The following is a 20,700-nucleotide window of genomic DNA, read 5'->3' as shown; positions in this document are numbered from 1 at the left end:
CGCTTCCAGGGCCTGCGGTACGTCTCACCACTGCTGGCCGCCTACGTCAAAGAACAGGTCGTGATCCGTTACGACCCCCGCGACATCTCCGAAATTCACGTCTTCCACAAGAACCAGTACATCTGTAAGGCCGTGGACCCCGATCACGCATCGACCACAGTCAGCCTCAAAGACATTCAACACGCACGCGCAGCCCGCCGACGCGAGCTACGCGGCCAGATCACCGAGCGCATTGCCGTCGTCACCGGCCACCAAGACCCCTCATTTCCGGCCCCGGCGGCACCGACCCCACCCGCCCAGAGGGGTAAGTCCCGTGGAGTGGTGGGGTTTCGGGATCGGGGATCTGGCTGGCGACGGTGTGGCGGCCCGCCAAGGGGGTGGGCCATCGCGTAGTGGTCAATGAGTTACCGCCAAGTAGCTCACAGTAAGGACACACCACGCGATGACCCATTCCCATTCTGGCGTACACGCCCAGCTCGATGCACTGCTGTCCGCGGACCCGCAGGCGATGTTCGCCGAACTTGTCCGTGCCGGCCTGCAGGCGCTGATCGAGGCCGAGGCCGCCACCAAGATCGGGGCCGACCGTTACGAGCGCTCAGAGGGCCGCACAACCCACCGCAACGGGCACCGCACCAAGACGGTCTCCACGCCAGCCGGTGATATCGAGGCCCGCATCCCGAAGCTGCGCTCGGGTTCGTTCTTCCCGGCCCTGCTCGAGCGTCGCCGCCGGGTCGACCGGGCCCTGTACGCGGTGATCATGCAGGCCTACGTGCACGGCGTGTCCACCCGCGGGGTCGACGACCTGGTTCGCGCGCTCGGCGTTGACACCGGCATCTCCAAATCCGAGGTCTCTCGCATCTGCGCTGACCTCGACGCCGAGGTGGAGGCGTTTCGCACCCGCACGCTGGCGCACACCCAGTTCCCGTACGTGTTCGCCGACGCCACGTTCTGCAAGGTTCGGATCGGTGCGCACGTGGTCTCGCACGCCCTGGTCGTGGCCACCGGCGTCTCCGTGGACGGCACCCGCGAAGTGCTCGGCACCGCCGTCGGGGACAGCGAATCCTATGAGTTCTGGTCGGACTTCCTGCGCTCGCTCAAGGCCCGCGGCCTGACCGGGGTGCACCTGGTCATCTCCGATGCCCACGCGGGCCTGAAAGCGGCCGTGGCGCAGCAGTTCGTCGGGGCTGCGTGGCAGCGCTGCCGGGTGCACTTCATGCGCAACCTGCACGGCGCTGTCGCGTCCAAGCACGCCCCCGCGGTGACCGCCGCCGTGAAGACGATCTTCGCCCACACCGACCCCGCTGACGTGGCCGCACAGTGGGACCAGGTCACCGACACGTTCGCCGACTCGTTCCCCAAGGTCACAGCGATGATGCGGGAGGCCAAGACCGACGTGCTGGCCTTCACCGCATTCCCGAAAGGGCACTGGCAGAAGATCTGGTCCAACAACCCGATCGAGCGCCTGAACAAGGAGATCAAGCGCCGTGCTGACGTCGTGGAGATCTTCCCCAACCCGGCCGCGTTCCTACGGCTGGCAACCTCGGTGGTCATCGACCAACACGACGAATGGCAAGTCGGCCGCCGCTACCTGTCAGACACCTCGATGGCTGAGCTCCGAGCCGTCATCGCGGCCAAGCAACACGCCCTCGACACCGGTAGTGGTTATGATCAACCCACGGAACTCGTTGATCACTGCGACTGACCAGACACCGATCCGAATTCCACCACGCCACGGGGCACTATCTCCTCTAGCGCTCCTCGTCCGATGTAGTCGCCGTCCTGACATCCGGGCGGAATGGCGAAGACCGCCGAACCGATAGGCACAGTCCAGGTGTTGAGCATGTCCTGCTCAGCGAGTCGTTGCTGGATAGGGACGAGTTGCCTTACCGGGTCGGCCTGATAGGCGGCGAAAAGCTGTCCTGAGTTGCTGGTCTGACCCGGCTCTGGTGTGTCGTCGTAGTTGTACGGTCGACGCAGGATCGTTTCGGTCCGGTTCCGCGAATGCGCGCGGGCGATGTGCGATTCGGCGGGGATGACGGTCAATCCCACGTTATTCATCGCCTCGAAGTCAGCGGGGTCATGCTCGACTGCGCCAGTCAGTGGAGCTCCTGAGTCCAACTTCCGCCCCACCGAGAGCTCGCGACTGTGCCGATCGATTTCCTCCCACGTAGTCATCGTCATTCGGATGCGGCGCAGCACCAGCGACGTCCCGCCGCGCATCCAACGCTGGTCAGCGCCGTCCGAGAACAGCAGCGTCTCGAAATCTGACTCCGTTGGGGCGGGGTTTACGGTGCCGTCGAGCTGGCCGAACAGATTGCGCTGTGTCCGGCCGGACGGGTCGGTGCCGACCGCCCGCCGGAATCCGCGCTGGGCCCACCGCTGGGTAACGACACCACGCACACCGAACGCAAGGACGCGGGATGCGTGGGAGACGGTGATCGGGTCATCCGCGCAGATCTGTAGCAGCAAGTCACCGCCAGTCCATCTGTCTTCGAGGCGGTCGATCTGCGGAAAAGCGGGAAGCGGCCGAAGCCACTGCGGACTGCGATCACCGAGCCCCACTTTGCCCAGCAGGTCGGGTCCGAAACCGATGGTCACCGTTAGTCGGGCGGGATTGTCGGCCAACTCGGGCTGGAGGTCAGCGAGCCCGCTTCGGCCCTGCGTCAACCGGGCGGCGTCCTGGGTCCAGGTACGCAGCACTCCTATGAGGTTCTCGCGGCGCGCATTCTGGTCGAGGTCAAAGGCGAGGAACACTGCATGTGTCTGCGGCGCCGTGGTCACTCCGGCCTGCCGGAGACCGTAGAACGGCTCTCTTGCGTCCCCGACGGCACCGGAGTCAGCCAGAGTCGCCCTGTCAGGGGAGGTGGAGTGGGCGGTCCTGTCACCGGCACCGAATCCCACGACGCCGCCGGCCAGGGCGGCGCCACCTGTCAGGAATCCGCGCCGGCCGAGGTGCCGGCCACGGTCGGATGAAGCCATCTCCGCTTACTCCCCGCCCTGGTATTCCTCGTTGCCCCCTTCGAAGGACCGCCCTGGGACGACCATGTCGGTGCTGCTGCCGTCCTCGAATTCGAGAGTGAGCGTCACCTGTTGGCCAGTGGTGATCCGATCACGCAACCCGACGAGCATGATGTGATCTCCCCCCGGGGCCAGCTCAAGTGCGCCGCCGGGCGGGATCACGAACCCGCCCTCCCGCGGGCGCATTGTTGCCGCGCCGGTGGGGCCCTGGACTGTTTCGTGCAGCTCGACCCGGTCAGAGGCGTCGGAGGAGACACCGACCAGCCGGAGGTCAGAGTCCGACTGATTGCGGAGGGTGCCAAACACTGACGTCATCGCCTGAGATTGGCCATTCATCTCGGAGCCGGAATGCTCAGTGGCGGCGCCAGCAGTATCTGCGGCTTTGACCCAGACGTCTTCTGGCACCACCGCGACTGACTCAGCCGGTACCGACGACGTCGTCGGCTCGCCCGGGGAGTCGGTAGTGCAGCCGGACAACAGCAAAGTCCCGGCGGTGACCGCCGCAGCGAGTACCGATTTACGCATTTGTGCTCACTCGAACTCTCCCCCTCCACAGGCGCAGAGGGTCAGGTCCATCGTCGGCGCCCGGTGACGTCCGGCGTTCGCTAAAAGACCATGTTGAGGCGATCCACGCTGTAGATCGCTCCAGCCAGTGTATAGTTCGCGGATTTGCTTTCGTCGGCCAGGGGTGGCCGATCACCCGCCCAATATCCCACCCGCGACGTGGATCGGACCAGGCCGAAGGGATCATTGGGCCGGGCGGGTGGTTACACCAAGCTGGACCAGTAGTCCCAGAATCGGTTCGCGATCAGTGCGATGACGACGAGGACCCAGACGGTGAGTATCACCCCGTGGTAGCCCGTGGCGATCTCGATGCACCTGCGCACCCATCGTGGTGTGGCCCCTTCGAGGTGTCGGAGGCTGAACACGGTGGTGTACCAGAACAGTGGGATCGTCACGGCCCACACGATCATGCAGTAAGGGCACAAGGCGCCGATCACGTAGAGGCTTTGATAGATCAACCAGTGAATGAACACCACCGCGAAAGTGACGCCTAGTTGGGTGGCGCCCCAAAACCAGAGCCGAAACCCATTGCCGGCCAGGACTGCCCCACCCGCGACAGCAACCGCTGTGAAACCCACGATTCCGATGATCGGGTTCGGAATGCCAAAGGCCTCGGCCTGGGGGGTGGTCATGACCGACCCACACGAGAGAATCGGGCTGACGTTGCAGGTGGGTATGTAGTCGGGGTTGACCAGTAGTTCGATCTTCTCGACCAGCAGCGCAATGGCTGCAGTGAGGCCGATGAGCCCTGCACCGATCCACAACGCTCCGAGCCGGCGAGCCGACACCGCGCCAATCTGTCGGGGCACGGTGCCCACCTGCGCCGGGGAAGTGGTGTCAGTCATTCACAGCTGCCTCGATGCTGGCTTCCAGAGCAGCGACAGTTGTCAGTTCGAGGCGCTGGCCGTCCAGGAACAGCGTTGGGGTGCCGGCCACCCCGAACGCTTGTCCATCTTGTCTGCTCTGTTCGACCCTGGCTAGAGTCGCCGGATCGTTGACATCTGCACGGAAACGCTCGGTATCCAATCCCAGCTCCTCGGCATACCCGGCGAAAGTCTCCGCCTGGGAGGTGGATTGGTGGCCCCACTGGTCAACGGAGTCGAACAGTCGCTGATACATGGCCTCGAACTCGCCCTGATTGGCCGCCGCTTCCGCCGCCAGAGCAGCGTTGACCGAGTTGTCGTGCAGCGGCATGTGGCGCACCACAAACTCCACCCGGTCCCCGTACTCATCGCGCAGATCCTCAATCACCGGGTACAGCGCCAAGCACCCTTCGCATTCGAAATCGAGGAACTCGACGAACACCGCGTCTTTACCCTCGGACAATCGAGGACTGTCCTCACGGACCAGTTGCGCGGTCGGCGCCTCACGAGCCACCTCAGCCGAAGAGTCGTCTCGATTGGTCAAGACCAGCATTCCGGCCAACAAAAGCACGGCTACCCCAATCAGCGCCAAGGACCATGCCAAGTTCTTACTCAAGTGACTTCCCTACTTCCAGTGGTGATCCAACCATCCGATCGGGCACCGCCTCGCACAGACCTGGCAGGCAAGCCCGCAGGCAGGTCAGCGGTCGCGACCGAGTTCACTGTCGCAGGTGACGAACTCACGCATGAGTGGCAGCAGCAGGCGCCATCGACGTAGTCAGTGTGCCAGCGGCGGCCATATGCGCGGTAGACCCGGTGCGGCCAGCCCGCAAGCCATTGATGATGACGATGACCTCGGCCGCCTCATGGACCAGAACGACCGCGGCAAGTCCCAGCACGCCGGTGATCGCCAGTGGGAGCAAGATGATGATGATCGCCAGCGACAGCACGATGTTCTGCGTGATGATTGCCCGGCCCTTGCGTGCATGGCGCAGTGTCCACGGGAGCAGGGTCAGGTCATCACCGGTGAGGGCGATATCGGCAGACTCCACCGCCGCGTCGGAACCCGTGACTCCCATGGCGATGCCGATATCGGCCGAGGCCAGAGCGGGAGCGTCATTGATGCCGTCACCGACCATCGCAACCGGACCGCGATCACGCAGTTCGGCCACGGCCGTGGCTTTGTCGGCCGGCCGTAGCTGCGCCCGAACATCAGTGATGCCGGCCTCGTCAGCCAACGCCGCAGCGGCGCGAGCATTGTCTCCGGTGAGCATGGTGGCGCCGACCCCACCAGCCTTCAGTGATTCAATGACTGCGAGAGCTTCTGGCCGTAGTTCGTCGCGGACCCCGATGGCGCCGACTGGCTGGCCACCGCGGTGGACGATGACCACGGTTTCTCCCCGCCGCTCCAGAGTCTCGACCTGCCAAGCCAATGGGCCGGGTGGCAGCCAGCGGGGGCTACCGACAGCGATCTGGTCGTCGCCGATCACGCCGGTGATGCCCTGGCCCGCCGCCTCGGATACTTGCCGGGCCGCTGGAATGTGTGAGGCGGCGGCTGTAATCGCCGTGGCCAGCGGGTGAGTGCTGTGCTCCTCGAGGGAGGCAGCCCAGCCGAGGACTTCCGCGTTGCTGACTTGGCCGGTGACGAGCACGCTGGTGACGGTGGGGTGATTACGGGTGAGGGTTCCTGTCTTGTCCAGGGCCAGATGCCGGATTCCTCCGAGTCGCTCGAACGCCGCACCAGATTTGATGATTACACCGAACTTGCTGGCGGCCCCGATCGCTGAGACCACCGTGACCGGCACCGAGATGCCCAGCGCACACGGTGAGGCCGCGACCAGGACGACCAGGGCTCGCTCGATCCACACAGCCGGGTCGCCGAACATCGAACCTATGACGGCCACCAGCGCAGCCAGGACGAGCACCCCTGGCACCAGAGGGCGAGCCAGGCGGTCTGCGATACGTGCCCGCTCCCCCTTGTCGTGCTGTGCCTGCTCCACGAGCGCGACAACCGTAGTCAGAGAGTTATCGGTGCCAGCGGCGGTGGCCACAACCTCCAGGGACCCGGACACGTTGATCGATCCGGCCAGCACCTGATCGCCGGGACCAACCTCAACCGGGATGGATTCACCGGTGATCGCCGAGACATCCAGACTGCTGCGACCAGTCCGGACGGTGCCGTCTGTGGCCAGTCGCTCACCGGCAACCAGCCGTATCACATCGCCGGGAACGAGATCCTCCACCGGGGACAGACGGGTGTCGCCGCGAGTGGTGATGACGGTCGCGGTCGAGGGGATCAGTGCCAGCAAAGCACGAAGGCCCGATCTCGCCTTGGCCATCGCCCGGTGTTCCAGGGCCTCGGCAATCGAGTAGAGGAAGGCCAGTGCGGCGGCTTCTTCGATGAAGCCGAGCAGGACTGCACCGATCGCGCTGATCGTCATCAGCAGCCCGATACTCAGACGCCCCGACGCGACAAGTCCCCGCACCGATGAGGGGACGAACTGGGAGGCGCCCAACAGCAGGGAAACCCAGAACACCGCCGTGACGCCCGGGCCGGAGACCGGAGTGAGCCATTCCAGCGCTAGACCCATCGCCAAAGTCACGCCGGATGCCGCGGGGATGAGAATGGCCGGCTCACGCCACCACCGACTGGGACCGTGGTGGTCGTCGATCGTCGTCGAGGACGTGGGGGCGCAGCAGGTATCCATCAGCTGCGCTCACCCTGGTTGTTGCAGCAGCCGGGCACGCAACAGTGCGAGTCCAGACAAGCTGCATCGCCGTCGACGGCGAGCGTGGTCTCCACCAGTCCGTTGAGCGCGTGCGCGAGATGGGCATCAGCGATCTCGTACCGGGTTCGTCGTCCCTCCTGTTCGGCGACGACAATCCCGCAGCCACGCAGGCACGACAGGTGGTTGGAGACATTCGTCCGGGTCAGACCAAGATCTCGGGCCAATTCAGCAGGGTAACCGGGGCCGTCGAGAAGGGCGAGCAGGATCCGCGACCTGGTCGCGTCCGCCATGGCACGTCCCAGTCGGTTCATCACATCGAGACGAGAAGCAATAGTCAGCACACACTGACCATACAGTGTGGACTGACCTATTGCTCGCCGCTGTTCTCGCGGTTTCTCACGCTGCGGTGCCAGCGAACCACCGGGATCGTCCTGCAGTCAGCATTCCGCTTCCCTGAAACAGCCTGCGGTTCGCCCTTGGTGCCGCGTTCCCGCAGGCGGCCAGCTGCACTCTGGCTCAGATCGGCAGCGTGGTGTCGGAGATGGCGAAGTCTCGGAGCCAGTACACGAACTGAGTCCAGATACCACTAAGTAGCAGCAGGCCGACGATGATGAGCATGACGCCACCGGCGATCTGGATCTTCCGGGTGTGTCGTTGCAGCCACCCGACCGTGCGGATGGCCCTCGTGGACCCGAATGCCACCACCACAAAGGGCAGGCCAAGACCGAGACAGTACGCCACAATAAGGAGCACTCCGCGGGCCGCGTCGATTCCGGTTCCGGCAGCCACTGACAAGGCCGCCGCCAGCGTCGGACCAAGGCAGGGGGTCCACCCCAAAGCGAACACGGCACCGAGCAACGGTGCGCCCGCCCAGGTCGACAGCGCTTTGGGCTGCATGCGAGTGTCCCTCTGCAGTACGGGAACGACCCCGATGAACACCAGTCCCATGAGGATCGTGACTACTCCACCGAGCCGCTGCAGGAGCTCCTGCTGGGGGGCGAGGTACTGCACGGCGCCCAACACCATCGCGGACAGCAGGACGAACACCACCGTGAACCCTGCCACGAACAGCAAAGCGGCCAGGACCACGCGTTTGCGCGATGACGATCGGTAGCGCTTCTCCTCGAGCGTGAGCGTGCCTGATGCGGCGCGACGTTGTTCTGCCGCCTGCACTGTGGCTGCCGGGCGCTCCGCTCCGACAACGCTTGCGAGGTAGGCGAGGTAGCCGGGAACGAGCGGCACCACGCAGGGCGAGGCGAACGACACAAGGCCCGCCAGCACGCACGCACCCAGGGCGAGCAGAAGTGGGCCGGAGGACGCCGTCTGCTGGAACGTCTCACCGATCGACTGCGCGAGAAGCACCGTGGTCATCCCGCTTCATCCCCGGCCGGCTCCGCGAGCAGCCTGTCGATCAGCGGCTCCAACTGGTAGTCGGTGACCTCCGCCAGAAACACCGCAGCGACCCGATGTTGCTTGTCGAGGATCAACGTCGACGGCACTACCGATGTCGGAAAACCATGCAGTGCCGCCACCGCGGCCTGGGACGGGTCCCAGATCGAGGGGTACGTGACCCCGTTGTCCTTGATGAAGTCAACGGGCTTCTGCCGATTAGGGTCACGCAGATTCACCCCGATATTGGTGAACCCTCGAGCTTCGTACTTCTCCTGCAGCCGCTGCAGGTCGTCAATCTCTGCCCGGCACGGCCCGCACCACTGGCCCCATAGGTTGATCAGCACCACATCACCGGGATAGTCGGCGACGGCCACGGTGACCTCGGGGTCGAGCACGTTCGGCCCCGACATCGGAGCGATCGTCCTACGTTCCTCGGGCGGGTCATAGAAGATCTCCAGCTGACCATCCGGGCTGACGAAGGTGAAAGTCTCGCCTATCGCAACGGCATCGGTTCCGGTTGCGCAGCCCGACAGCGCCAGCGCGCTGGCCATCGCTGCGGCTACCGCCCCGAAAGACCGGTGGGCAGCGCGGTGTCGCCGACCTCCCACTGCTTCTGGCTTTCTGGGCATTCCCGCCATGCCAAACAACTCTTTCACTTCGAGGACTCCCACCTCGGCTGACCATACTGACCTGATCGATTGCCACCGAACTCGGGCAGGCGGCGATCATGTCGTCATTCACCGAAGTTGAGCCGGTGGGGCAGGCCTGGTCTTCGGTGGCTCACTCGTCATCTCGGCGTCGGCAGGTACGCCAGTGTCCGATCCCGGCATCCCGTTTATCAGGGGTGTCGCACGATCGGGGGTTCGTGATCTCGGTGGTGCTGGGTCTCGAGCTGGAAGGTGGTGTGCTCGATGTGGAAATGCTCGGCCACGCATTTCCGCACGGTATCGAGGATCTCCGGGGCATGGCCGTCCTCGAAGCACTCCTCGTCAAGAACGACATGGGCGGACAGCGTGGGAAGACCGGTGGCGACGGTCGAGGCGTGGAGGTCGTGTACCCCCCGCACGTGGTCGATCTCAAGGATGTGCGCTCGGACCTGGTCAAGGTCGAGGCCGGCCGGGGTGAACTCCATGAGGACGTGGGTGGTTTCTCGAACCAGGAGGAACGCCCGGGGAATGATCATGAGCGCTATCGCGACTGCGGCGATCGTATCGGCCCGCTGAAACCCGGTGGTCATGATGAGCACGGCTGAGACGATGACCGCCAGCGTTCCCAGCGCGTCCATGAGGACTTCCAGGAACGCGGCGCGCATGTTGAAGTTCGCGCCGCGGCTGGACGCGAGCACGAGTGCGGCGGCGATATTGAGAACCAATGCGACGACGCCGAAGATCAGCAGCTCTGCACCCGCGACTTCTGGAGGGTTGCTCCAGCGCTGGACTGCTTCGACAAGGGCGTAGACGCTGACGCCGGCCAGGAGCAGTGCCTGGCCGAGGGCCGCCAAGACCTCGATGCGGCGAAAACCCCAGGTTCGCCGCTTGTCGGAGGGACGAACCATCAGTACCGCTGCGACCAGCGCGACGAGCAGTCCGATGGAATCGGTCAAAGAGTGGACGACATCGACGAGCAGCGCCAGGCTGCCGGTGATCCAGGCGCCGACGCCCTGAGCGAGGACGATGGAAAAGACCAGCGCGAAGGCAATGCCGAGCTTTCTACGAAAGTCCGGTGCCGACGCGGCTTCCTCCGGACTCGGTCCGTGACTATGTCCAGCACTCATAATGGGTTTACGCCTTTCCTCGACTGGTGGATGGCTGCGACGATCGGGGCACTTTCATGACAGTCCTGGGTCACTGAGCTCATCGCGATCATGGAGATCGCGGTGCGCGCGCAGCGAAAGCGTGGTCCCCGATGCGCTCAGGAGCGCCGCTGCAGACTCGATGAGGGCTTCCAACCGAGTTGGGTCCGCCAGCGAGAACCAGGAGGCCCTGCCTTCGATCCGCACAGTCACCAGCCCGCAGTCCCGAAGACAGGCCAGATGCTTGCTCACCGTGGACTGCGCCAGGTGCATGTGGTCAACCACATCCCGCACCCGGTGCTCGCCGCTACCGAGGTGCTCGAGAATCGCCAACCGCGTCGGCTCTGCCAAAGCATGAAACAGCGCCGCATACACGCTGCGATCCTCCAACTGGAGGGACTCGTCGACCGGGTCACCCGATACGCTATCAATCGTCATATGGCGATGATAGCCCAGTATGGCGATCAGTGGGGATGTGGTGGCATCAGTCATAGCGCACCGGGGTGCATGAGGGCCGAGAAGGGCGAGCTGATCAGGAACGATGCTGGCTCGTGCGTAGATTAGTTGTGCAGCGCCGATGCGTCGCAGACCGGTTCTGGCAGTCCGGCGGTGTCGTGGAGCCCCCGTAGCTCTGCTTGGGTCGACCACCAGGGGTCATACGAGAGCGCTGAAGGCGCACTCGGACCGGCAGGGCCTGGTGCTGTCGGGGCATGTTGCAACGTGATCGAGTGACCGTTCCAGCACTGACCGGAGCTCTTCCAGCCTTTGAATGGTGTCGTCGACCTCGCGTAGCCGATCGGTGAGTAGTGGGTGCAGGGCATCTCGAGTATTGGTGCAGGTCCCCGTTGCGGTGACCTGGAGCAGCCATTTGATCTGGTCGAGTTCCAAGTCCATCTGCTTCGCCCCGTGGATGAACGACAGACGCTCGAGAACCTCTGGCCCGTACTCGCGGTAGCCATTGCTGGCCCGGGTCGAGCTGATCAGGCTGAGCTTTTCGTAGTACCGCAGCGTGGTGGCCGGCACTCCGCTGCGCCTGGCCACTTCAGAAATACGCATGCGCTCGTTCTCCTAGCGGGTCTTGAAGGTTACCGGTCGGCGATGGAGACGGCAGCCTGTTCATCGGGGGCGCCCTTGTCCCGGTGGCGGATGATTTGACTGAGTACTGCGAGGATCGGCAACTCGATCAACGGTCCCACCACCAGAGCGACAGCAATCAGCGGCCGATCAGGGAAAGCCGCCACCGCGATACCCAGAGCGATGGGCGAATTCCTGGCCGTGGTCACCATTGTCAGAGTGACCCGCTGTGGACCAGGTAGGTGCAGCAGTCGAGCTGCCCCGGTGGCGGTCAGCGGGAGGATGACGAAGAACAGGAGTAGCGGAGGTAGTAGCAGCAGCATTTCGGTGCCGTTCTCGGCGACCACGGGTGCTTGCCAGGCGAACATCGCGAAGACCGCTAGGCACAGCAGCGGCATGACCACCCGGTTCGCCCACCTCATCAGGTGCTGTTCCCGCCATCGCCGGCCCTTGAATCCCGCGCTGACCCAGCGCAGTATGAACGCCACTCCCAGTGGGGTGAGGAGAATCAGCCCTACTGCCTCCAGCAGGGTGCCAGCGTCGACCATCGCAGCCTCACCACCGAGCAACATCACGTAGACCGGCAACAAAAGCAGCTGTAACACGAGATTGACGGGAAGCAGCGCCGTAGCGATCCCTGCATGGCCACGCGCCATCGCGGTGAAGACGAGATACCAATCGGTACACGGGGTAACAAGCAACAACAACAACCCGATTCGAAGATCGGGCTGCTCACCGAGCAAGCCAATACCCAGGCCCCAAGCGAGAAGCGGCGTGAAGACGTAGTTCAACACCAAGCTGACAGCGACCAGCGCCTTGGCGTTGCCCACGTCCTTCAAGTTCGAGGCGTCGAGCTGGACGAACACAGCGATAAGCATCACCAGCAGAGCCGGAATTACTACGTACTCGCCACTGGCACCGAGCGGAGTCGCAAGACCGACCCCCAACCCGGCCAGAGCGGCCGCGGCGACAAACACGCTTTGCAAGCGCTCGATCCAGGTCATCGATGGGCCTCCATCAAACAGCAGCTGCAGGGCAGCCCCAAAGGTAAACCTTCAAGTTGACTGGAAGGTCAAGTCCGCCTCGGCGGGAGGGCCCACGCAGTTGTCGCGTTTGACGATCCCCAAACACGACACTCCGCAGCGAGGGCGTCCGCCTCGAATCTCCCAGCTCAAGCTCATTTCCGACCCAGCCACGTTGTCGCGTACTGGTGTCGCACCAGCTTTGTCGCGCAGTGGGCGGGCTAACGCGACGTGTCGGCACCGTCTAGGTCAGTCGCTGCAGTGCGCAGTAGAGCGTGGACCGACCCACTCCGAGATCTCGGGCTCCGGTCGGCCGCGCGCCGATACCCAGGGATTATGTAAAACCAATCGGGGCGATCACTTCCCAACCTGCGAAAGCCTGCGAGCTCGCGGAGACTGCGCCAGTGGTCCTTGCTTCAGCCCGCAGAGCTCGCACCTGACGAACCCGCCGAGCGCGTCCGAGTCCATTCCTGATCGAGCACTCACGAGCAGCGGGGCCGGACTCGCAGCTCGAGACGTCGGACCAATTTCCAAAGAGTTAGTCGAAATGTCCGACCGCCGCTCTATGCTGCCACCAGCGCCCATGCAGGCGGGGTATTGAACGGTAGGACGGCTACGATCCCAGTTTCCTCATGGCTAAACATCTATACCGCCGACGACGCTACGAAACCGAAGCCAGCTCACGCCCCCCACTTTAACTATCGGAGGAGTTGGACGCTCAGATTCCTGCGGCCTAATTCCCCAGCGATCACCATCCTGGTTCGAGTGACGGAGAAGCTTGCCTTTCAAACCCTCTCTTCGTTCGGTAACCGACCTCAGAAAGGAACATGACGTGAATCCCCTACGCGCAGTAGGAATACTCGGCAACCTCGGATGCGAGGGCGGTTTTGAAGTTTCCGGAAGCTGCTTCCTGTACAAGTTCGGCGATATTGCCATAACGGCAGCTCACTGCATCCCTGATACCACCACACCAATGGGACTATACTTCCCGCTCCGCCGGGGCGAACCCGCCCGAATCACCGAGCAGATAATTCTCCATCCGTCAGCAGACGTCGCCATAGTGAAAACTTCGCCTGTCGACCCGGGCGAAGACGGTCACGAACTGTTCAGAGAATGCGCACTGCCGGTTGGCCTTGGGCACGACTTCGCTACCTACGGGTTCCCGACAGAAGGGCCTATCTATGCCGGTGATCACAAAGTGACACCGAGACTATTCAAGGGGTACTTGCAGCATTACATGCCGTACGCGGACCCGGCGGGGCGCCAGTATGAGGCCTCTGAGATGAGCATTCCTGCCCCAGCCGGTCTAAGTGGTTCACCTGTGTTCTTTCCCGATCAACCTGAGATGATAACTGGGGTCGTTACCACCAACATAGAATCCTACGCGGTGATAGATTCCGTAACCGAGGTCGACGACGATGGTCGAGTGTACAGAGAATCGTCAAAACGCGTTGTGGCGTATGGTGTCGCCCTCCAGCTGGACCCCCTGAAGGAATGGATTAACGACACCTCAACGAGCTTGTCACGAGCTACCGATTGAGGATGACTTTGATCGATGCGCTGAGCGCGGGCTGTACCAAGTCCTTCTCCTACCTTGTCAGGCGTTCGGTGCCATGTTCCTTTCGGAGCGGCTGAAGGCACGCCTGTAACCAGCCTCTATTCGACGCCATGATCATTAAATGGCAGTTCGCCGTGAATACACCGTAGTCGGCCATTCCTCGCATCGTGGATCACGATTGTCCCAATGTGGCTAGGTGCCCACTCGCCTAAGGGGAATGGGTCGTTGAATAGCGAGTCTGCCAATAGCGCCGACGAGGGGAAGTTCATGCCCGATCGAGTGCATGCGGCAATAGTGATTAAGAGAATTTCTGACCTCGAGTCATCGTGCTGGCGCGCAACTCGCTTCAGCTCATCGCGTAGCTCAGAGCGTGTGTAAGTCTCGTGGTATGCGAGCCCCAGGTCGAATCCGAGAGCAGTTCTAAATCCACTTCGGAACGTTGCAGGCAAAGGGGTCCATGTGCATCCAATGCTCTGATCTTCGTTGTGCTGCATGACGGTATCCGCAGGGATAGTCTTGGGCGCGCCCCTCGCCCCTAGACTGTCGAGCATCGATTGGCTCGGGGGTCTGATGATTTCTAAGAATTCAACTAACTCATCCACCCCCCGAGATTTTGGTGGGAGCCTGCTTTCACCTTGAGGGTTAAACCACACAGTTACCATGTATCCCTGATGCTGCCGTAGACGGGATTCTAGTTTTCCAGACTCCTTGAGCAACCGATTCTTCAACTGTTCAAAAACGTGCCACTTTCCGATGGAATTTCCTCCGCCCCGCTTGGCGGGGAGCAGCAATTGCGCGGTTTCGACCCCTATCCGTCTTCCCAATACTTCAGCGATGCAGTCAGGCGGAAGATTGGGGTCCTCTCCCGCAGTCAATTCCCCAAGATATTGTGGCGCCATCCATGCCTTTAGGAACGCGCGCACATCGTCGATCTCCTGCTCTTGCTTGGTGCGGATCGATCCTTCGGTGCGTGGCACCTCATGGGAAACCATAAAAGCCGGCTCTCCTGACTCAATGGTCTCGCCAGCGAGTGCAGCGAGCTCAAGCCACCCATAAGGCGAAGATTGAAGGATCGCTTTCCTCACACTGATATCCTCTGCAGGGACCATCGGATATACCGCGAACGCGTCTGTGTCCATGCACCAAGCCTAGGCTCTGTATGCGACGTGCCACAGGCAGAGTACTTCCGACGGGGCTGATGCACGGTTAGGTGACAGGGTTAGTCACGCGGCCTGAGGGGCCTCGTGGTTGATGATTGTCTCGAATTCGATGGGGGTCAATCTGCCGAGGCGGTCTTGTCGTCTACGACGGTGGTAGGTGCGTTCGATCCAGTGCACGACGGCGGTTCGGAGTTCGTCTCTAGTGGCCCAGGATCCGCGGTCGAGGACGTTGTTCTGCAGCAGCGAGAAGAAGCTCTCCATGGCCGCATTGTCGCCGCACGCGCCGACCCTGCCCATCGATCCGGTCATGCCGTGTCGCGTGATGGCCTTCTGCATCTTCTTCGAGCGAAATTGCGACCCTCTATCGCTGTGGAGAACGCAGCCGGTCACGTTGCCCCGCCTGGCGACGGCGCTGTTCAGGGCGGCCATAGCCAGGCGGGACTTCATTCTCGAGTCGATCGAATACCCGACGATTCGCCCCGAGTAGACGTCCTTGATCGCGCACAGGTAGAGCTTTCCCTCCGCCGTCCAGTGCTCGGTGATGTCGGTCAGCCACAGCTCGTTCGGACCGACCGCGGTGAAGTCCCGCTCGACGAGGTCGTCGTGCACGGGCGGGCCAGCTTTGCGGTGCCGACCCCGGCCCTTCTTGCTGATAGCGCTGGTCCAGCCGCCGGCCGAGCAGATCCGCCAGGCCGTACGCCGGCACATCTTCTCGCCTGCGGTCTCGGCTTCATCGGCCAGGTATCGGTACCCGAACTCCGGATCTTCGCGGTGCGCGTCGAACAGGGCGTTGGCCCGGTACGCCTGGGCGAGCTCGGCATCAGTGACAGGGCGCTTGAGCCACCGGTAGTAGGGCTGACGAGCTATCCCAAGTACCCGACACGCCACCGTGACGGGGATGCCGTCAACGGCGAGCTCGCTCACGAGCGGGTACCACCTTTTCCCGGCAGATTCGCCTGGGACAAGTACGCAGCAGCGCGGCGCAGGACCTCGTTCTCCTGCTCCAGCAGGCGCACGCGCCGCTTCGCCTCGCGCAGTTCCTGGGACGCCGCGGCGGTCGTGCCGGGCGCAATCCCGGCTTCGACGTCAGCCTTGCGAATCCACTTGTTCAAGGTCATCGGATGGATCCCGAAGTCGGCCGCGATCTGCTCGAGAGTCACACCGTCCTCGCGGTTCTGGGCGACGCGGACGACGTCGTCGCGGAACTCCTGGGGGTAGGGCTTGGGCACAGCAACATCCTTCCAGGCCTGCCCCGCAGGGCAAGCCAGATCAGATGTCACCTACTCGTGCATCAGCCCCGCGAACAAAACCCCAAACGAAATAAGACAACCGAGAGCGCCCCATCGATGCGACACCAGAGCGTGTCCCACGCATCCGCCGATATCCCAGTCGTTACGACAAGCTAACGATGCCAAGTTGTAAATCCCGCGAACTCGACCCCTCCCAGAGGCCGGTCGTTGACCGGGCGGATGACGGGCGCTGGCGGTAACTCACAGGGGAAGCAGAATGCTGGCCAGGCCCAGTGCGGCACACACGCCGAGCACTCGGAGGATCGGCCAGCGCAGCGCGAAGATCATCACGAACGCGATGAGGGTAATACCCACCGCGACCGGGTTCACCGACGCGAGCTCGGGCAGGGTCATCCGCACCGGTCCCCAGGTCCAGTTGCCGGTGGTGGTGAACAGGGTGTTGAGCGCGAAGTACAGGGCGAGGTTGGCGATCACCCCCACCACGGCGGCGGTGATGCCGGTCAGCGCCGCGGAGATCGCGGTGTTGTGCCGTAGTCGCTCCACATAAGGGGCGCCCAGCAGGATGAACAGGAAGCTGGGGACGAAAGTCACCCAGGTGACCAGGAGAGCTCCCAGGACCGCCGCGACCCACGGGTCCAGGCTGCCGGGGTTGCGGTAGGCGGCCAGAAACCCAACGAACTGCACCACCATGATCAACGGCCCCGGGGTGGTCTCGGCCAGGGCCAGGCCGCGCACCATCTCCCCGGGCGCCAACCACCCGTAGGTCTCCACCGCCTGCTGGGCGATGAACGACAGGACCGCGTAGGCGCCGCCGAAGGTCACCACGGCGGTGAACGAGAAAAACAGTCCCTGGGTCGTGAAGATGCTGTGTACTCCGAACACCGCGACCACCGCGGCGATCGGCGCCGCCCACAACCCCAGCCCGATCGCCAGAATCCGCACGAAGCGGCCCCGGCTGGGTCGGTCATCGTGCAGCGCGTCATCGGCGATAACCGGGGCCGGCCCGGACCGGTCGTCCCCGCCGTGGGGGGTGCCAGCGAAGCCCGGGACCCGGCGCGAGAGCACCCATCCGGCCAGCGCGGCCAAGGCGATCACGACAGGGAACGGCACCGCGAAGACGGCGAGGGCGGCAAAAGCACCCACGGCGAGGGCGATCAGGGCCGGGTGGGTCAGCGACCTCCCGGCCACCCGCAGTACGGCCTGGGCGACGATGGCCAGTACGGCCGGAGCGAGCCCGGCGAAGACGGCAGAGACGGCGGTGGTGTCACCGTAGGCGACGTAGACCGCCGACAGCGCGCCCAGCGCGACCACCCCGGGGAGCACGAACAACGTGCCGGCTGCGATCCCGCCGCGGGTGCCGTTGAGGAGCCACCCCAGGTAGATCGAGAGCTGCTGGGCTTCGGGGCCGGGCAGGAGCATGCAGTAGTTCAGGGCGTGACTGAACCGCCGTTGCCCGATCCACCGCCGGTCGTCGACCAGCACGCGCTGCATGACGGCGATCTGTCCGGCCGGGCCGCCGAAGGTCTGTAGGGAGATCAGGAACCACACCCGAAGGGCGTCCCGGAAGGGCACCAGATCCCGGGCGGGCGGAGGAGGATCCGTGGGCGCGGGGCCGGGGTCCCCGGGAACGGCGTCATTGTGTCCGGTGCTCATGCGGGATCACGTCCGATCAGTCCCTGGCGGCGGTAGTACTCGTACAACCCGTCGAAGACGGGGCCGGAGACGGCCAGGGTGTTCTCATCGCTGCCGATCATCGACAGTCCGCGCAGGACCACGTCCAGTCCCGAAGCCTCGGGAGCGTCGTACCGCTCGTCCTCCAGGTCGGCCTCGTGCACGATCTGCGCGATCCTCCATAGCGCCTCGTCCGTGAGCTCGTACCGGCGCAGGATGGTCTCGAAACTGCAGTCGCCACCGTGGTGGCCCAGTTCGACGCCACGCATGTCGAAGGGGATCGCCTGGTCGGGCACCTCGAGTGGGTCGGCGACGAACACGAACTCGGCCCCGGGGTCAATGTGGCGTCGGATCAGCCACGCGCATGCGGCGCGGTCGATGTGGATACCGGCGCGGGTGGACCACTTCATGTTCTCTCCTGGTCGATGTGATCGGGGTGTAGGGCCTCCACCGCGTCCCGGGCCATCTGACGCTCCGGCGGGGGGAAGTAGTCGCGTCGAGCGATGCGGCGGAGTCGCTCGCGTAGTCGCGTGAGCGCGCGCAGGCGTTCGGTCTCGCCCATGGCGCGGGCCGCAGCGGCGTCGTCCAGCACCTCGCGGTACTCGGCTGCCCGGTCGCGGGCCATGGATAGGGCGAGTTGGCGTTCCTGGGCCTGCGCGGCGGGACGTGCCAGCCACACGGTGGCGGACCCCCCGGCCTCCAGTACCTCGTCGGCGATCCAGTCCAGGTGCTCCCGCGTGCGTGCATCGGCTGGGAGTGCGACGAGACCGTCACCGATCTGGGCGACCCCGAGCTTCTTGAGCTTGCGCCACACGGCGATGCGCGGAGTGGACGGCTCGCGCGGGATCCGGTAGCTCAACAACACCCACTCCCCTGGTCCGGAATCTCTAGCGCCACCATTCATGCCGGGCACGCGACCGCCGCCTCTGCAAGCCCGACTCGGCCGGACAGCGCGCACTCCGGTTGCCTCATGTCACTCTCTTCACTCACTAGCGGGTCCGCTGAGGCCCTGGAACTACTTCACCCGGTCGGCACCTTCCCGAACTTAGGCCCATGTAACCATGGTTACACCACGAATTGCCAGGAGCCGTAGCGGCTGACCCGGGCCGGGGGCCTCGCGGGCGACGTCCATGGCATCGGAGATCAGGAGGTCGACGGAGAGAACCTGCGGCCGGGCGCGCTGAAGGACCCACGTATGTTGTGTCGCAAAAGACGATCCTCTACCGCGACACACGCCTGGAGCTTGTCGCGGCATGTTCTTCCTGGTCACCGTGGAGCGTTGACATGTCGTGGTAGCCCGTCGCGCGAGGCGCGCGCATTCGAGACATCCTTCTCGCTAGCACAGAACGTGACGGCCGATCCCTTTCAGACAGCTGTCGAGAACGTCACCGCATGCGACACAGACCGCATCGGTTGGCCCAGGGATCCGTTTTCTCACTTCAGGTGGCTGCTTCGTTTCGAGTTTCCGCCGCGGGAGTCTCGTCCAGAGGGGTGGGAATTTAGGCCGATCAGCGTTGTGGCGCTGAGCTGCCGTAGCTGCAGCAGGCAGATCCCGCTGCCGTCTAGTTTCAACCGGATCCGCTGAGACCTCGACGCCGTGATCAGTCAGGTGCGCTCGGTGAAGCGGAGTCCACAGCACCCCTAGCCGCCCCGGACACTCAGGGTTGGCATACGGCAAGAAGTCTTCAGCCGAAGCGTGATCGTACGGATCCAGTAACCGCGGTCGGGTGAATGGAACGCCTAGCTCGATGTAGCTGACCGTCGTGTGGTTCTGGGAATCAACAGCACCAAGGCGAACTCCGAAGGTCAGGTCCTTCCCGGCCCATCGTGGTTCCGCGAGATCGATCGAGTAAAACCAAATCGGGGTGATCCCGTCAGCTTGGTAGTCGGCTTGCCTCTGAGCATGGAGCTCCTCGCTGATAGGGCTGTATTGAATTTCGATTGCGAAGCGACGTCCGCTTGACAGCTGGACTCCGACATCTGTTCGTCTGCGCCCGGACGGAGTGGTCCACTCCTTTCGCGCTGATTGCACGAGTGGCTGCCCCTCGGCCCACCTCGCAACTCCGTCTTTGACCGTTTGGTGCCAGAAGGATTCCCCCCTCCCGCCGTCCCCCTCAGGGGACTCACCCGGGCGATGACGAAAGTACGGTACGCCAAGCGAACTCTCGCAATAGACCAGCACTCGCCTCAGCGGGTGCTCGGCGCCGAGGCAGTCAAAGCAAACCAGCCTCTCGGCACGACTCAATTCGGCCCAGTACTCGCGTTCGTGATCGGCTGGCAGCACTACTTCTTGCTGAAGGACATCAAACCCGATGACACTGGCGCCGATTGTCTCCCTCGGGTTGCCGAACATGCTCAAGCAGCAGTGCTCCGCGCAGTCCTCGTCCGGCCCCAAGTTCAGGTTGCGACAGCTCATCGGCGCTCCATCTGATTGTGATTCAGAGCACTATGGCATTCGCCTACGACATCGTCGCCCCGGGCTGCCTTTGTAGTGCGCGATACAGCGTCGATCGACCCACTCCGAGATCTCGGGCGATCGCCGACGGCCCCTCCCCTGCCTCGATGCGGTCGCGGGCCTTGTCGATCTGCTCGGAGGTCAGGACGCGC

The 20,700-nt window shown here is 63.7% G+C and carries 21 protein-coding genes; 3 read left to right on the top strand and 18 right to left on the bottom strand.

All coding sequences use genetic code 11. From position 1 onward, the window contains the following. A partial coding sequence (locus tag G6021_RS16990; protein WP_206682675.1) for a Mu transposase C-terminal domain-containing protein occupies positions 1-393 on the top strand: 393 nt, incomplete at its 5' end. 49 nt (positions 394-442) lie between these two features. Next, positions 443-1,702 (top strand): IS256 family transposase, encoded by a 1,260-nt coding sequence (locus G6021_RS16125; protein WP_182641731.1) that lies wholly within the window; start codon positions 443-445, stop codon positions 1,700-1,702. On the opposite strand, the gene G6021_RS16120 is transcribed toward G6021_RS16125, so the two are convergent. From G6021_RS16120 to G6021_RS16065, 12 genes are all read right to left on the bottom strand, one after another. Next, the gene (locus G6021_RS16120; protein WP_182641730.1) at positions 1,690-2,979 is read right to left on the bottom strand and encodes a Dyp-type peroxidase; all 1,290 of its coding nucleotides are present in this window, start codon (positions 2,977-2,979) and stop codon (positions 1,690-1,692) included. The two genes, G6021_RS16125 and G6021_RS16120, sit on opposite strands and share 13 nt — an antisense overlap. 6 nt (positions 2,980-2,985) lie before the next feature. After that, complete coding sequence (locus G6021_RS17950; protein WP_347238456.1) at positions 2,986-3,333, bottom strand: copper chaperone PCu(A)C; 348 nt, start codon at positions 3,331-3,333, stop codon at positions 2,986-2,988. 452 nt (positions 3,334-3,785) lie between these two features. Beyond that, positions 3,786-4,427: a vitamin K epoxide reductase family protein gene (locus G6021_RS16110; RefSeq protein WP_179526339.1), complete on the bottom strand. Its 642-nt coding sequence runs from the start codon at positions 4,425-4,427 to the stop codon at positions 3,786-3,788. Further along, entirely contained in the window at positions 4,420-5,061 is a 642-nt protein-coding gene (locus tag G6021_RS16105) for a thioredoxin domain-containing protein (protein ID WP_179526338.1), read from the bottom strand. The genes G6021_RS16110 and G6021_RS16105 overlap by 8 nt, the downstream gene beginning before the upstream one ends. 124 nt (positions 5,062-5,185) lie before the next feature. Continuing rightward, complete coding sequence (locus tag G6021_RS16100; RefSeq protein WP_179526337.1) at positions 5,186-7,153, bottom strand: cation-translocating P-type ATPase; 1,968 nt, start codon at positions 7,151-7,153, stop codon at positions 5,186-5,188. Next, entirely contained in the window at positions 7,153-7,515 is a 363-nt protein-coding gene (locus tag G6021_RS16095) for a metalloregulator ArsR/SmtB family transcription factor (protein ID WP_347238476.1), read from the bottom strand. Before G6021_RS16095 ends, G6021_RS16100 begins: the two co-directional genes overlap by 1 nt. A 175-nt stretch (positions 7,516-7,690) precedes the next feature. Next, the gene (locus tag G6021_RS16090) at positions 7,691-8,545 is read right to left on the bottom strand and encodes a cytochrome c biogenesis CcdA family protein (RefSeq protein ID WP_179526335.1); all 855 of its coding nucleotides are present in this window, start codon (positions 8,543-8,545) and stop codon (positions 7,691-7,693) included. Further along, a complete protein-coding gene (locus tag G6021_RS16085; protein WP_179526334.1) occupies positions 8,542-9,117 on the bottom strand; it encodes a TlpA disulfide reductase family protein in 576 nt (191 codons plus the stop codon). The genes G6021_RS16090 and G6021_RS16085 overlap by 4 nt, the downstream gene beginning before the upstream one ends. Before the next feature lie 287 nt (positions 9,118-9,404). After that, entirely contained in the window at positions 9,405-10,340 is a 936-nt protein-coding gene (locus G6021_RS16080) for a cation diffusion facilitator family transporter (protein WP_179526333.1), read from the bottom strand. Positions 10,341-10,394: 54 nt separating this feature from the next. Next, positions 10,395-10,796 carry a metalloregulator ArsR/SmtB family transcription factor gene (locus G6021_RS16075; RefSeq protein WP_179526332.1) on the bottom strand — a complete coding sequence of 134 codons (402 nt, stop codon included), beginning with the start codon at positions 10,794-10,796 and terminating at the stop codon, positions 10,395-10,397. Between the two features lie 216 nt (positions 10,797-11,012). After that, on the bottom strand, positions 11,013-11,414 hold the full coding sequence (locus tag G6021_RS16070) for a MerR family transcriptional regulator (protein WP_179526331.1): 402 nt from the start codon (positions 11,412-11,414) through the stop codon (positions 11,013-11,015). Positions 11,415-11,443: 29 nt separating this feature from the next. Beyond that, positions 11,444-12,436 carry a bile acid:sodium symporter gene (locus G6021_RS16065; protein WP_179526330.1) on the bottom strand — a complete coding sequence of 331 codons (993 nt, stop codon included), beginning with the start codon at positions 12,434-12,436 and terminating at the stop codon, positions 11,444-11,446. A gap of 850 nt (positions 12,437-13,286) precedes the next feature. Between G6021_RS16065 and G6021_RS16060 the strand changes: the two genes are divergently transcribed. After that, entirely contained in the window at positions 13,287-13,994 is a 708-nt protein-coding gene (locus G6021_RS16060; protein WP_179526329.1) for a trypsin-like peptidase domain-containing protein, read from the top strand. 116 nt (positions 13,995-14,110) lie between these two features. Here the strand turns inward: G6021_RS16060 and G6021_RS16055 are convergent, their stop codons facing one another. The 6 genes from G6021_RS16055 to G6021_RS17665 all read right to left on the bottom strand — a co-directional run. Continuing rightward, on the bottom strand, positions 14,111-15,151 hold the full coding sequence (locus tag G6021_RS16055) for a hypothetical protein (RefSeq protein WP_179526328.1): 1,041 nt from the start codon (positions 15,149-15,151) through the stop codon (positions 14,111-14,113). Between the two features lie 84 nt (positions 15,152-15,235). Next, positions 15,236-16,401 (bottom strand): IS3 family transposase gene (locus G6021_RS16050; protein ID WP_179526327.1). Its coding sequence is split into 2 segments (ribosomal slippage): positions 15,236-16,114 and positions 16,117-16,401, totalling 1,164 coding nucleotides; the frame shifts between segments, so codons are not numbered across the junction. Positions 16,402-16,662: 261 nt separating this feature from the next. Then, complete coding sequence (gene chrA, locus G6021_RS16045; RefSeq protein ID WP_347238995.1) at positions 16,663-17,994, bottom strand: chromate efflux transporter; 1,332 nt, start codon at positions 17,992-17,994, stop codon at positions 16,663-16,665. A 77-nt stretch (positions 17,995-18,071) separates the two neighbouring features. Continuing rightward, the gene (locus G6021_RS16040) at positions 18,072-18,503 is read right to left on the bottom strand and encodes a chromate resistance protein ChrB domain-containing protein (RefSeq protein WP_069389943.1); all 432 of its coding nucleotides are present in this window, start codon (positions 18,501-18,503) and stop codon (positions 18,072-18,074) included. Continuing rightward, positions 18,500-18,958 carry a Chromate resistance protein ChrB gene (locus G6021_RS16035; RefSeq protein ID WP_253695941.1) on the bottom strand — a complete coding sequence of 153 codons (459 nt, stop codon included), beginning with the start codon at positions 18,956-18,958 and terminating at the stop codon, positions 18,500-18,502. The genes G6021_RS16040 and G6021_RS16035 overlap by 4 nt, the downstream gene beginning before the upstream one ends. A gap of 1,594 nt (positions 18,959-20,552) precedes the next feature. After that, a partial coding sequence (locus G6021_RS17665) for a helix-turn-helix domain-containing protein (RefSeq protein ID WP_241736632.1) occupies positions 20,553-20,700 on the bottom strand: 148 nt, incomplete at its 5' end.

Origin of the sequence: Dietzia sp. CW19, from assembly GCF_014145265.1 — a bacterium.
Lineage (GTDB): Bacteria > Actinomycetota > Actinomycetes > Mycobacteriales > Mycobacteriaceae > Dietzia > Dietzia natronolimnaea.
This window is presented reverse-complemented; position numbering and strand designations above follow the sequence as displayed.

What these genes read in the sequence shown, in the direction of transcription:
- G6021_RS16040 (WP_069389943.1), bottom strand. Translation starts at nt 18,503, where the DNA reads ATGAAGTGGTCCACCCGCGCCGGTATCCACATCGACCGCGCCGCATGC.
- G6021_RS16120 (WP_182641730.1), bottom strand. Translation starts at nt 2,979, where the DNA reads ATGGCTTCATCCGACCGTGGCCGGCACCTCGGCCGGCGCGGATTCCTG.
- G6021_RS16100 (WP_179526337.1), bottom strand. Translation starts at nt 7,153, where the DNA reads ATGGATACCTGCTGCGCCCCCACGTCCTCGACGACGATCGACGACCAC.
- G6021_RS16055 (WP_179526328.1), bottom strand. Translation starts at nt 15,151, where the DNA reads ATGGACACAGACGCGTTCGCGGTATATCCGATGGTCCCTGCAGAGGAT.
- G6021_RS16110 (WP_179526339.1), bottom strand. Translation starts at nt 4,427, where the DNA reads ATGACTGACACCACTTCCCCGGCGCAGGTGGGCACCGTGCCCCGACAG.
- G6021_RS17950 (WP_347238456.1), bottom strand. Translation starts at nt 3,333, where the DNA reads ATGACGTCAGTGTTTGGCACCCTCCGCAATCAGTCGGACTCTGACCTC.
- G6021_RS16080 (WP_179526333.1), bottom strand. Translation starts at nt 10,340, where the DNA reads ATGAGTGCTGGACATAGTCACGGACCGAGTCCGGAGGAAGCCGCGTCG.
- G6021_RS16065 (WP_179526330.1), bottom strand. Translation starts at nt 12,436, where the DNA reads ATGACCTGGATCGAGCGCTTGCAAAGCGTGTTTGTCGCCGCGGCCGCT.
- G6021_RS16085 (WP_179526334.1), bottom strand. Translation starts at nt 9,117, where the DNA reads ATGGCCAGCGCGCTGGCGCTGTCGGGCTGCGCAACCGGAACCGATGCC.
- G6021_RS16125 (WP_182641731.1), top strand. Translation starts at nt 443, where the DNA reads ATGACCCATTCCCATTCTGGCGTACACGCCCAGCTCGATGCACTGCTG.
- G6021_RS16090 (WP_179526335.1), bottom strand. Translation starts at nt 8,545, where the DNA reads ATGACCACGGTGCTTCTCGCGCAGTCGATCGGTGAGACGTTCCAGCAG.
- G6021_RS16075 (WP_179526332.1), bottom strand. Translation starts at nt 10,796, where the DNA reads ATGACGATTGATAGCGTATCGGGTGACCCGGTCGACGAGTCCCTCCAG.
- G6021_RS16070 (WP_179526331.1), bottom strand. Translation starts at nt 11,414, where the DNA reads ATGCGTATTTCTGAAGTGGCCAGGCGCAGCGGAGTGCCGGCCACCACG.